Raw genomic sequence first — 11850 nt, forward strand, 5'->3', positions numbered from 1 at the left:
TGAAACGATTAAGTTGGTCGGTGAATATCATCGCCCATGAGCATCCCAGGTACCACAGGTGTCTGGCAAAACCAGGACAGTGCACTAGGCTGAGGCAAGGGTCACAGCAGTTGCACGCATTCGGAGAACACTATGCAAGCGCAATTTACCCGTACCCCATTGGCCATGCTGATTGGCATGGCATTGTCGGCTTCTGCCGTTGCCCAGCAACAGGACGAACAGGCCAGCAACACCGATGCGTTGGATTTTGAACAGATCATCGTGACCGGCTCGGCCCGCTCAACCACCAAGATGGACTCCAGTGTTTCAGTCAGTACCCTGAGTGAGGGGGATATCGCCGTTGCCACTCCCCGTTCTACTGCAGAAATATTCCGCTCCATTCCGGGGATCCGCTCAGAGTCCACCGGCGGTGAAGGCAACGCCAATATTGCCGTTCGCGGATTGCCGGTTGCGGCTGGGGGAGCTAAGTTCCTGGTCCTGCAGGAAGACGGTTTGCCGGTGATGCAGTTTGGTGATGTGGCGTTTGGTAATGCGGATATTTTCCTGCGTGCCGATTCTACGGTGTCCGGCATTGAAGCGGTGCGCGGTGGTTCAGCGTCCACCATGGCCAGTAACTCTCCGGGTGGTGTGATCAACTTTATCAGCAAAACCGGCGATTTTGGCGGCGGCAGCGTTGCAACAACCGTGGGCGTGGACTACGACTCGGTGAGAACCGATTTTGAATACGGTGGCGACATCAGCGATTCGATGCGTTTCCACATCGGTGGTTTTTTCCGTGAAGGGGAAGGGCCACGTGAGACGGGCTACAACGGTAACTCCGGTGGTCAGATCAAAGCCAACATTACCAAGGAATTTGACAGTGGCTACTTCCGTGTTTACTTCAAACACCTGGATGACAAAGCCACCGGTTATCTGCCGATGCCAATGTATGCCAATGGCGATTCCATTGCTGGCTTTGACGCCCAGTCTGACACGCCCCACTCGGCGTATCTGCAACAAACCGTGCGCCTCAACGGTGATAACCAGATCAGCCGCGGTGATATGGCCAATGGCATGAACCCGCAGGTCACCAGTATTGGTTTTGAAGCCAATTTTGATGTCTCCGACCACTGGACCCTGGTCAATCGCTTCCGGGTATCAGATATGAAGGGCAACTTTGTCTCTCCGTTTCCTGCCGAAGTGGCGTCGGCCAGCAGTGTTGCCGAAAGCATTGGTGGTAGCGGAGCAACCCTGGTGTACGCCAACGGACCGTCGCAGGGCACTGCGTTTACCGACAACACTGGCAACGGTCTGGTGATGCGCACCCACACCTTCGACGTGGAAATGAGCGACTTTGGCTCCTACGTGAATGATTTGAAGCTGTCGCGGGATTTCGACAACGTCTCACTGACCCTGGGGTACTACAAAGCCCGTCAGGACATCAGCATGAGCTGGTTATGGAATTCTTACCTGATGGAAGTGAAGGGCGACAATGCCGCGTTACTCAACGTTGTCGGCGAGGATGGTACATCCTATTCAGATAACGGCCTGTATGCCTACGGTGTGCCTTACTGGGGTAACTGCTGTCAGCGCAACTACGACATTCGTTATGACATTGATGCGCCCTATCTGGCCTTGTCCGGCGAATACGGTGACTTTACCTGGGAAGCCAGTGTACGCCGCGACATGGGCGATGCCTTTGGTACCTACGCCGGTGCTGCCGTGAGCAGTCGTGACATGAACGGTGACGGCGTGATCTCAATGCCGGAGACGGCAGTGGCAGGCATCGATTTGGCCAATGCCAGCGTGGTGAATTATGACTGGGGATACACCTCGTACTCCATCGGTGGTAACTACCGGGTTGATGAGGATACCGCGGTATTCGCCCGCATCAGCCGTGGTGGTCGTGCTAACGCCGACCGCTTGGCCTTCGGTAAAATCAATGCCGACGGCAGTGTGGCTGACGAAGATGCGGTGGATATTGTTGACCAGTACGAAGCCGGTGTGAAATACCGCAACGGTGGTCTGGGGCTGTTTGTCACCGGTTTCTATGCCGAAACCGAAGAGCAGAATTTTGAAGCCACGTCACAGCGGTTCTTTGATCGCGTCTATGAAGCCAAGGGCATTGAAGTGGAAGCAGCCTATAACCTCGATGCGCTGACCCTGAAAGGCGGCTTTACCTGGACGGATGCGGAAATCAGTCAGGATGATCTCAACCCGGCAGTGGTCGGCAATACGCCACGTCGCCAGGCTGATTTCATTTATCAGCTGACCGCCCGCTATCAACTGGACATGGGCAGCATTGGCGCCAACCTGATTGGCACCACCGACGCTTACGCGCAGGACAACAACGATCTGGAATTTGACGGCTATAACCAGGTTAACGTGTTTGCCGACTATTTCATTACCGATGACTTGACGGTGGCCGTTAACATCAACAACCTGTTCGATGAAGTGGGTATTACCGAAGCCGAAGAAGGTTCAGTGGCAGGCAATGACAGCATCATCCGCGCCCGCACCATTAACGGACGTACCACGTCCGTTACGCTGAAGTACCGCTTCTGATAAGCATCAATAAACCGGACGTAAAGCGTCCGGTGTGATCCCTGATGAGGAGACAGGCATGAACAGTGCTGCGCACAGTGAACAGAACTTGCGGCTGATCCGCTGGTTGACCTACCTGATGTTCATGATGTTTGCGATGACATCTGACTCGGTGGGGGAAATCATCAAAGAGGTCAAGCGCGAGTTTGATGTCACCAATACCCAGGCCAGCCTGATGCATTCGCTGTTCATGATCGGGATTGCTTTTTCGGGGTTGTTTCTGGGGTTTCTGGCTGATCGCTTCGGGCGTAAAAAGACCATTATCCTGGGACTGGCGCTGTTTGCGGTGTCCTGCTACCTGTTTCTGGTGGGCACCACCTTCAGCTTTATTCTCAGTCTGATCACCTTGTCGGGCATCGCCGTGGGAGTGTTTAAAACCGCCGCACTGGCATTGATTGGCGACATCTCCCGCAGCACCAAAGAGCATACCGGCACCATGAATGGCGCCGAGGCGTTTTTCGGTGTCGGGGCCATCATTGGCCCGTTGCTGGTGGCCTGGTTGATCCGCCAGGGCGTAGATTGGAAGTGGCTGTATGTGATCGCCGGGATCATGTGTACCTTGCTGATCGCTATGGCATGGCGGGCCGGTTATCCTGATCATACCCAAGGGCAGGTGGCCAGCGAGCCCATCAATGTGATGCGTAGCCTCAAGCTGCTCAAAGATCCCTATGCGATGGGCTTTTCCATTGGCGCGTTTTTGTACGTGGCGGCGGAAAGCGCCATTTATGTGTGGATGCCCAGCTATCTGGTGTGTGATGCCACCGATGTATCGGCGGCGTTTGCCTGCTACCAGAGTGAGGCGTCACAAACCCTGGCGATGTACGCGGTATCGGTGTTTTTCGCCTTGCGGGCGGCCGGTCGTTTTGTCGGCATATGGATGATGCAGCACTTCAACTGGGCGTTGGTCTTGATGCTGTTCAGCCTGGCGATATTGCTGTGCTATCTGGGTGGCCTGTGGGGCGGTCGCGATTGGGCCTTGGTGTTGTTCCCCCTCACCGGGATCTTTATGTCGGTGATCTACCCGACCTTCAATTCCAAAGGGATCAGTTGTTTCCCCAAACATGAACACGGCACGGTGGCGGGTGTGATCCTGTTTTTCACCGCCGCTGGTGCAGCGGCCGGGCCCTTTATCATGGGCGTGGTCAGTGATGCCTTTGGCGGTGACGCCAAGTACGGCTTCATGGTTGCTGCGCTGTTCAGTGCATTGCTGTTCGTCGGACTGTTGTTTAACTATTGGCGCAATCCAACCCAGGCCCGTCTGGCCCAGATTGAAGCCACCGAGTATCGCCATTCGGCCTGACAGAGTGTCCCTTGGGCGGCCGGTGGTGTGCTATCCATTGGCCTGCCCGTTCTGCCCACAGGGCATACAACGCGCCACTGGGGTGAAAGCCATCTGCGGCGATTAAGTCCGGGTGCAAATTGTAGTCAAACGGCAAATAACCATAGGCGTGTTGGGCACACCACTGATGCAGTGCGCTGTCCAATTGCCGGGCATGCTGACCCACGTACCAGCGCAACGGGTTAGGCAAGGCGTGAAACTGGCCCATTGGTGGTACTGCACTGTACAGCAGATGACAGTCAGGCCAACGTAGCCTCGCCGCGTCTGCCAGAGCCTGGCAGCCTCGCAGATAGTGGGCCGTCGAGTGACCCCGTGTCACGTCGTTGACGCCGGCTGAAATCAGTACCACATCACACTGCTCAAATGTGCACTGGTCAATCAATGGCAGCATATCCCAACTGGTTTTACTGCTGGCTGCCTGCAGCTGCCAGTCCACCTGATAGTGACTGGCCAGCAGTGCGGGCAGGTGGCCACTGAGGGCGTCACCTTGTTGCTGCACACCAACCCCGGCGGCAGCAGAATCACCCAGGATCAACAAAGACAGGGGCGAGCCCTGACCGGTATTGCCCAGTCGTGCGCCATCGGGCTCGGGCAGTTCGACAATGGTTCGCCGTACATACAGGCCCTGGGCCAGCAACACAGGGGCTAGCAGGTATTTGTACAGGTTGAGTTGGGCGGCTGAGGGTATCTGCATGGTGATGGTCGTGGACTCAACATGCTTACAGCATAGCGGATTGGTAGCGCACAGGCGATGTCGAGCCATCACCTGTGCGTAACGGGTTAGTCCTGAGTTGCTTTACGCGGACGGGGGAAAGTCACCAGCGTGGACTGGCTCATGCCGTTCATGTTGCTGACCGTCAGGCGCATGCCACGGGGTTGCAGCTCGGCCAGGGTGTCCGGGTGGATGCTCAGGGTATACGGCGGTGTTGCATCGTGTCCCATCAACTCATAGCTGCCCAACGCCGTTTGCATTTCCACACTGAGCACATACAGCGGTACCGGGTTGTCTTTGGCACCGGGCAGATCAAAGCGGTAGGTAACCCGATCATCCTGCTTGTCGATACCCTCGAATGTCACGGCCAGGTTTGCATCACTGGGCAACGGCTGGTTGCCCTTGTACACCGCGTAACTGAACGGCGGCAACTGCAAGGTCAACGTGGCGTTGGCCTGTTCCAACTGGTTTTCACCGGCCACATGCAGGTAGGCGGGGGCCAACGCAGGCAATTGCAGCTGTTGGGTTTTGTCTGACGGGTTAAATGCCACCAGGTATTCGGTGCGCGCTGTTGGCGCTACCCGCGCCATGGCAAACGCCTGATTGTCGTCACTGCTGCCACGCATGTAAGTGATGCCGCGACGCAGTGCAGTATGAGACTTGCGTACCTCCGCCAGGGTCTGGATGGTGTTGTACAGTGGGTGAGTCGGGTCGAAATTGGCCGCTTCGGTGGTCAGGTTGGTGCCAATCAGCTGATTGTCATTGTAGACCGCCACGTGTGACGGGAACATGTCTTCGCGGGCATCGACGTCGCCACCATCGCCGGTAAAGCCCTGCTCGTCACCGTAGTAAATAACCGGTACACCACGGGAGAAAAACATGAACGCATGGGCCAGTTTGGCGCGTGCCAGGCGTTCTTCCTCTGAGGCGTCCGGGTTGGCTTTGTCAATGAAGTGACCGAGGCGCCCCATGTCGTGATTGCCGAGGAAGTTCATCAGCAGGTCCGCCTGACTGTCGGCGTCATTGTAGAAATCATCATCGGCAAACAGCTTGGCCACTGCGTCGGCACCTTTGTCTTCAACAAAGGCACTGGCCGCAGCACGCTGGAAGCCGAAATCCAGCACAGAGGGTAATTTGCCTTCGGTGGTATATCGACTCAGGACTTCCGCAGTCGGGTCATACACTTCACCAAAAATATGGAATTGGGGGATCCCTTGTTCCTGGGCATGCTCGACGATGGCGGGGCCAAATTTCTGCCAGAATGACATGTCGACATGCTTGACGGTGTCGATACGGAAGCCGTCGGGTTTGAACGCGGTGATCAGATTTTTGTAGATGTCGATGAAGCCGTCGACCACTCTGGGATCCCGTGTGTTCAGATCATCCAGTCCGGCAAAGTCACCATTGATGGCACTTTCCCCTTCCCAGAAGCTGTCTCCCTGGTTGTTGTAATAAGCCGGGTCGTTGAGCCATTCAGGCACTTTCACCGACGCTTCCTGTTCGGGCACAAAGGGGGTGTAGGTGTCACCCGCCGCCACTTGCTCCATCGACTTGTACGCACAGCCTGGCTCACCGGCAATGAAACTACCGTCCGGGTTGTGACATTCGGTGTAGCGGATCACGTCTGCGGTATGGTTGGTAATGATATCGAAGAAGATCTTCATGCCCCGTTCGTGGGCGGCGTCAATCAGTTGTTTGAGCTCGGCGTTGGTACCGAAATGGGGGTCCAGTTCGGTGAAGTCGACAATCCAGTAGCCATGATGGGCAAAGCCGCCTTCCTGAATCGCCTTGTTGCGCAGAATTGGGGTCATCCAGATGGCGGTGATCCCCATGTCTTGCAGATAGTCGAGCTTTTCCTCCAGTCCTTTGATATCACCGCCGTGGAAGGCCCACTTGGAGGTCAGGTCCAGCCCGCCGTAGGAAATGGGCTTGTCCGGGTTGCCGTTGTCATTGCTGACATCACCGTTATTGAAGCGATCCGGTAAGACGAAGTAGAACACATCGTCGCGTACATCGCGGTTGAGGTAATCCTGGTAAATGTCCGTCGCGGTATCCGGCTCGGCGGCAGGCACCTGGGCCAATCGTTGGTCGTCCCGGGTTGCCGGCGAACAGCCCAGCAACGTCAAAACACTCAGGGTGGCAATGGCCGTCAATGAACGTTTCATGAAGTTTTTCCTTTATAACGGTTAGGGCAAGGCGCGACCGCGCGCCGCCAGATACAATTCATACCAGTGTTCGCGGCTCAGGGTGACCTTTTCAAGGTCGCCACAGGCCAGGATGCGTGAGGTGTGAGTGGTGCCGATCACCGGTTGAATACCGGCCGGGTGACGGGTCAGGAACGCCAGAACAATGGCTTCCCGGGAGACGTCGTAGTGCTCGGCCAGGACAGTGACCTTGGCGGCGGTTTGCTTGACGGTGTCGGGCTGATCCTGAACATCACGGCCGGACAACAGTCCCTGACACAGGCTGCCCCAGGACTGCAGCTGTATGCCGTGTTGCTGGCAATGCTCAATCGTGCCGGGCACAAAACCGACATGCTGGCTTTGTGGCGTACCTGCAAGCACCCCTTGGTCGAGCCAGTCGTGACGCAACAAACTGATCTCTATCTGATTGGCAACCAGTGGCATGTCCAGATGATGCTGTAGCCACTGCAGTTGGTGAATGTGCATGTTGGATACACCGAAATGACGCACCTTGCCGCTGCTGTGCAACTGCTCGAACGCTTCAGCCACCTCTTCGGGGTCTGCCAACGGGTCCGGACGATGCAGTAACAAAACGTCCAGGTACTCGGTGTTCAGCCGCTTGAGGCTGTTATCCACGGACTGCAGGATCCAGTGTTTGGAAAAATCATAACGCTGCGGGTTGTGCGCATCGGCGAACCGGATCGCGCATTTCGACTGCAGGTAGATGGCTTCCCGAAGGGTGGGACGCTGCTCAAGGATCTGGCCAAACACTTGCTCGGCTTTGCCACGGGTATAGATGTCGGCATGGTCAAAAAAGTTAATGCCGATTTCCAATGCAGCGTCGACCGCTTCATTGGCTTGCCTGAGGTGCTCGGCATCAACAGGGGCGTTGTCCCAGCTGCCGCCAAGTCCCATGCACCCAAAAGCCAGACGGCTGACATTTGGCAAATGCTTTGCCAGTGGAAGGGTCGTTTTCATGTGATTCCTGATGACGTTCGCGTAATGCCAGTGTACGGGTTGTTAAGCCGAAGTAAACTGCATACGTTTGCGTTAGGCGCCTGCTGCTCTGCAGGCGCCTCTGATCAGGCATCAATAGTAGGTCAGATCGCGCACTTTGCCCCAGAATACCCGGTAGGAAAACACCGTGTACGCCAGAATGCAGGGGATCACCACTAGCGCACCATACAGGATAAATCGTAGTGAGTCCGGTGCACTGGCCGCCTCGGTGAAGGTCATGACGCCGGGCACCACATAGGGATAAAAGCTCACGCCCAGGCCGGCGAAGCAGGTCAAAAACACCAGGGTGGTTAATACGAATGGCAGCCAGCAGCCTTCATCGTTGGCCAGCGGCAGGCGACGTAACACCAGAACCTGCAGGGTCAGAAACATGAAACACAGCACCGGGATCATGGCAAACAGGTAGGCGCTGGGGGCTGTGGTCCAGCGGCTCATCACCTGCTCGTTGATCAGCGGATTGACCACACACACCGCCAGGATACCCACGAAGCTGACCATACTGGCCCGGGTAGCCCAGCGGATGGCCCGCTGTTGCAAATCCTGTTCGGTTTTCATGATCAACCAACTGGCGCCAATCAGGATATATGCCATGGTGACGCCCACCGCACTGAGCAGTGAGAAGATGATGGCGCCGAGGGATTGCTCGAACCCCATCACATAAGCACCGAGCATATAGCCCTGGCTGGCGGTGGCCAGCAATGAGCCGATTTTGAACACATGGTCCCAGGTACGTTTGCGGCCGGGGCGAACCTTGGCGCGAAAATCAAACGCCACACCGCGCAAAATCAGCCCAATCAGCATCACCGCGGCGGGCAGGTACAAGGCTTTGAGGATGTAGCTATGGGCGGTTGGAAATGCGATCAGCAACAGTCCCACGGCCAGCACCAGCCAGGTTTCGTTGGCGTCCCAGAACGGACCGATGGAGGCGATCATCTTGTCACGATGTTGTTCATTGTTCATCGGCAACAGCAAACCCACACCCAAATCGTAACCGTCCAGAATGGCGTATACCAACACGGACAGAGCCATCAAGAATGCAAAAATGTCAGCAAGGGCATAATCCGGGATCATTTTGAGCCTCCAGGTTGAGCGAGAGGTGCGGTATCCGCCGGACGGGCCTGACGGAATGGATTGTCATGTTCATGGGGCTGAATTTCTTCGATTTCCACCGAGCGTCGGGCCATCAGGAACAGGGTTCGGATATAAGCGACCAATAACACCGCGTACACAGTAAGGTAGGCGCTCAGGGAGAGCCACACGTTACCGGGGTGCACATCGGTGACCGCATCGGCGGTTTTCAGTATGCCAGTGACCAGATAGGGCTGTCGGCCCACTTCGGTCACGTACCAGCCGGCGAGGGTGGCCAGCCAACCGCTGAAGGTCATGGCGACCAGGCCACTGAGCAGCCAGCCCGGCATGGCCGGTTTGCGCCAGGCGTAGAAGCTGCCTAGCCAGGCCATGGCCAGCATCAGCAGGCCGAGCCCGACCATCAGCCGGAAACCGTAGAACACCGGTTTGACCGGCGGGTGTTCGCCCTTGAATTCGTTTAGCCCTCGAATCGTGCCATTGGGGTCGTGGGTCAGGATCACACTGGCCAGGTTGGGAATTGGCACTTCGAAATGGTTGGTGCGCTCGGTTTCATCCGGCACAGCAAACAACAGTAAAGGCGCCCCTTCGGTGGTGTCCCATACCCCTTCCATGGCGGCCACTTTTTGCGGCTGATGCTCAAAGGTGTTCAATCCGTGCAGGTCGCCGACAAACACTTGTAAGGGCGCCAACAACGCCGCTGCGGTTAATGCGGTTTTGAGGCTCAGCTGCGGTGCCTTTTTATTGTCGCCTCGCTTGATCCGATAGGCTGAGATACCCGCCATCAGGAAGCAGGCGGTCAGGCCGGAAGCGATCAGCATGTGGGCGAAGCGATAGGGGAATGAGGGATTGAAAATGATCGCCCACCAGTCTTTGGCATGCACCACACCGTCGATGATTTCATGGCCGGTGGGGGTTTGCATCCATGAGTTAAGGGCCAGGATCCAAAACGCTGACAAGGAGGTGCCGATGGCGACAATAAAGGTGGCCAGGGTATGCACCCAGGGTGGTACCCGGTTGATCCCGAACAGCATAATGCCGAGGAAAGTGGCCTCGAGGAAAAACGCGGTCAGTACTTCATAACCCAGCAGTGGCCCGGCAATGTTGCCCACGGTCTCCATAAATCCGGGCCAGTTGGTACCAAACTGGAACGACATGGTGATACCGCTGACCACGCCCAGAGCGAAGGTCAGGGCAAATACTTTGACCCAGAAACGGTAAATCCGCATCCACACCGGATGACCGGACAGATGGAAACGGACCTTGAAGTAGCACAGTAACCAGCACAGCGCGATGGTGATGGTTGGGAACAGAATATGAAAGCTGATGTTGGCGGCAAATTGAATGCGTGACAACATGAATACGTCAGCCATGGTTACCTCCCCAGGCCAGAAAATGAGAAATCAGCGTTTGTTGACCAGCTTGTCTTTCATGTCGAGTACCTTGCCTACCCCGGAGCCCAGTTTCATCAGGGTGTTGAGCTTCTCAGGGCTGAGCCGCTGCAGCTCTTCACTCCAGGTGGTGATGGATTCCAGCAGGTCGTGCATTTCTTTCAGACGAGACTGGGCGTAGGCTTCCTGTGCGTTGGCCGGTTTGTCCAGCAGCAGGTCGCGCAACACACTCAGGGTGGGGTCGATTTCGCGCTTGCGACGCTCTTCAAACACCCGCTGGGCCATGTCCCAGATACTGCCCAGTGCCTGGAAATAGTCTTTGCGGTCACCGGGAAAGTGCTGTTGCTGCACCAGACGCCAACCTTGCAGCTCTTTGAGGCCCATGCTGACATTGCCCCGGCTGATGTTAAGGGCTTCGGCAATCTGGTTGGCACTCAACGGTTCATCACTGACCACCAACAGGGCATACATCTGCCCGACAGTGCGGTTAAACCCCCAACGGCTGCCCATTTCGCCAAAGTGCATGACGAAGGATTCGATCATGGGTGTCATTTGCATTTTCAGAACCTTTTAAAGTTTCAGTAATTTCTGAAAATAATAAATGTTTATTTGATCCGGCGCAATGTCTGGCAGGAAAAATCCTTGTTTTTGTGCTGTCGCCGGGTATTGACGCAAGGGGCAAGCCCTTCCATGCTGGGAGATAGGGTTGCAGGTTTTGGAGATAATATGTTCGGCATTAAGGGGATAGGACGACGTCATCCGGGCATTAGTCTGGCCCAATGTCAGGCCATCGCCCGAAAATTCGACAGTGTTGACGCCTGGAAAACCGGTCATCCGCAAACCTACCGTCGCGCCTATGCCAAAGGCTGGCTGGCGATGTGTACCCAGCACATGAGAACGGGGGAGTAGGGCGATGAACGTAAAACTGGCCGTTTTTCCGCACAGTATTCTACAGTGTTATTGTCGAGCAAAAATCCGGGGAGCTTACTGTGGACGCGAAAGAGTGTGTGACTGCGTTTATTGCATTCGCCAATGAAGGGAATATGGACAAATGTACTGCCTTGCTCAGTGATGAATTGGTATGGACAGATGTGGGAACGACCCCCTTTTCTGGGCGCTATGAAGGAAAAACGCGCGTACTGGAAGGGCTAATCGGCCCTCTTTTCTCCCAATTGAAGGCCGGCATTCACACTGAAATAGAGGCAATGATCGCCGAAAGCGACCGCGTCGTTGTGCTGTCAAAAGGGACCGCCGAGACCCTTGATGGCAGGCCATACAATAACGACTACTGTCAGGTATTCACGGTTCGCGATGGCCTGATTGTCGAGGTGATTGAATATTGTGATACGGAGATGGTCAACAGGGTGTTTGGATCGGGCACTGTCCGCGGATAGCGCCGCATATGCCGGTGTCAGTAATGAGCGAATAGTGGACATCGCGGGATGTTGCAATAAATGACTGCTCTTGTGCATTGAGCAGACCCTCGTTTCACCTGCCATTTCAACTGAAAACACAGAACATGGTTTTTCAGGGGAAGCG

10 protein-coding genes are annotated in these 11850 nt (G+C 55.8%); 4 read left to right on the top strand and 6 right to left on the bottom strand.

Features of this window, described 5'->3' with window-relative positions; translation table 11 throughout:
* Positions 1 to 132: 132 nt before the first annotated feature.
* Entirely contained in the window at positions 133 to 2544 is a 2412-nt protein-coding gene (locus tag LJ739_RS15910; RefSeq protein WP_229162099.1) for a TonB-dependent receptor domain-containing protein, read from the top strand.
* A 118-nt stretch (positions 2545 to 2662) separates the two neighbouring features.
* A complete protein-coding gene (locus tag LJ739_RS15915) occupies positions 2663 to 3883 on the top strand; it encodes an MFS transporter (protein ID WP_229162115.1) in 1221 nt (406 codons plus the stop codon).
* Here LJ739_RS15915 and LJ739_RS15920 read toward each other — a convergent pair.
* The 6 genes from LJ739_RS15920 to LJ739_RS15945 all read right to left on the bottom strand — a co-directional run bounded on the left by LJ739_RS15920 (position 3810) and on the right by LJ739_RS15945 (position 10869).
* Complete coding sequence (locus LJ739_RS15920) at positions 3810 to 4685, bottom strand: SGNH/GDSL hydrolase family protein (protein ID WP_229162100.1); 876 nt, start codon at positions 4683 to 4685, stop codon at positions 3810 to 3812. The genes LJ739_RS15915 and LJ739_RS15920 overlap by 74 nt on opposite strands.
* A 17-nt stretch (positions 4686 to 4702) precedes the next feature.
* On the bottom strand, positions 4703 to 6799 hold the full coding sequence (locus LJ739_RS15925) for an alpha-amylase family glycosyl hydrolase (protein WP_229162101.1): 2097 nt from the start codon (positions 6797 to 6799) through the stop codon (positions 4703 to 4705).
* A gap of 21 nt (positions 6800 to 6820) precedes the next feature.
* A complete protein-coding gene (locus tag LJ739_RS15930; RefSeq protein ID WP_229162102.1) occupies positions 6821 to 7795 on the bottom strand; it encodes an aldo/keto reductase in 975 nt (324 codons plus the stop codon).
* A gap of 111 nt (positions 7796 to 7906) precedes the next feature.
* Positions 7907 to 8905 (bottom strand): cytochrome d ubiquinol oxidase subunit II, encoded by a 999-nt coding sequence (cydB, locus tag LJ739_RS15935; RefSeq protein ID WP_229162103.1) that lies wholly within the window; start codon positions 8903 to 8905, stop codon positions 7907 to 7909.
* Entirely contained in the window at positions 8902 to 10293 is a 1392-nt protein-coding gene (locus LJ739_RS15940) for a cytochrome ubiquinol oxidase subunit I (protein WP_229162104.1), read from the bottom strand. The genes cydB and LJ739_RS15940 overlap by 4 nt, the downstream gene beginning before the upstream one ends.
* Positions 10294 to 10323: 30 nt before the next feature.
* Positions 10324 to 10869 carry a GbsR/MarR family transcriptional regulator gene (locus LJ739_RS15945; RefSeq protein ID WP_229162105.1) on the bottom strand — a complete coding sequence of 182 codons (546 nt, stop codon included), beginning with the start codon at positions 10867 to 10869 and terminating at the stop codon, positions 10324 to 10326.
* Positions 10870 to 11037: 168 nt separating this feature from the next.
* On the opposite strand from LJ739_RS15945, the gene LJ739_RS15950 reads away from it, so the two are divergent.
* Together LJ739_RS15950 and LJ739_RS15955 are read left to right on the top strand one after the other, a co-directional pair.
* Positions 11038 to 11220 carry a hypothetical protein gene (locus LJ739_RS15950; RefSeq protein ID WP_229162106.1) on the top strand — a complete coding sequence of 61 codons (183 nt, stop codon included), beginning with the start codon at positions 11038 to 11040 and terminating at the stop codon, positions 11218 to 11220.
* Positions 11221 to 11300: 80 nt separating this feature from the next.
* Entirely contained in the window at positions 11301 to 11705 is a 405-nt protein-coding gene (locus LJ739_RS15955; protein WP_229162107.1) for a nuclear transport factor 2 family protein, read from the top strand.
* Positions 11706 to 11850 lie beyond the last annotated feature (145 nt).

The sequence above is a fragment of the Fluctibacter halophilus genome (genome assembly GCF_020687825.1).
Lineage (GTDB): Bacteria > Pseudomonadota > Gammaproteobacteria > Enterobacterales > Alteromonadaceae > Fluctibacter > Fluctibacter halophilus.

Coding starts and splice junctions, on each gene's coding strand:
- LJ739_RS15920 (WP_229162100.1), bottom strand. CDS start 4,685: ATGGCTCGACATCGCCTGTGCGCTACCAATCCGCTATGCTGTAAGCAT.
- LJ739_RS15915 (WP_229162115.1), top strand. CDS start 2,663: ATGTTCATGATGTTTGCGATGACATCTGACTCGGTGGGGGAAATCATC.
- LJ739_RS15945 (WP_229162105.1), bottom strand. CDS start 10,869: ATGCAAATGACACCCATGATCGAATCCTTCGTCATGCACTTTGGCGAA.
- LJ739_RS15910 (WP_229162099.1), top strand. CDS start 133: ATGCAAGCGCAATTTACCCGTACCCCATTGGCCATGCTGATTGGCATG.
- LJ739_RS15925 (WP_229162101.1), bottom strand. CDS start 6,799: ATGAAACGTTCATTGACGGCCATTGCCACCCTGAGTGTTTTGACGTTG.
- cydB (WP_229162103.1), bottom strand. CDS start 8,905: ATGATCCCGGATTATGCCCTTGCTGACATTTTTGCATTCTTGATGGCT.
- LJ739_RS15940 (WP_229162104.1), bottom strand. CDS start 10,293: ATGGCTGACGTATTCATGTTGTCACGCATTCAATTTGCCGCCAACATC.
- LJ739_RS15950 (WP_229162106.1), top strand. CDS start 11,038: ATGTTCGGCATTAAGGGGATAGGACGACGTCATCCGGGCATTAGTCTG.
- LJ739_RS15930 (WP_229162102.1), bottom strand. CDS start 7,795: ATGAAAACGACCCTTCCACTGGCAAAGCATTTGCCAAATGTCAGCCGT.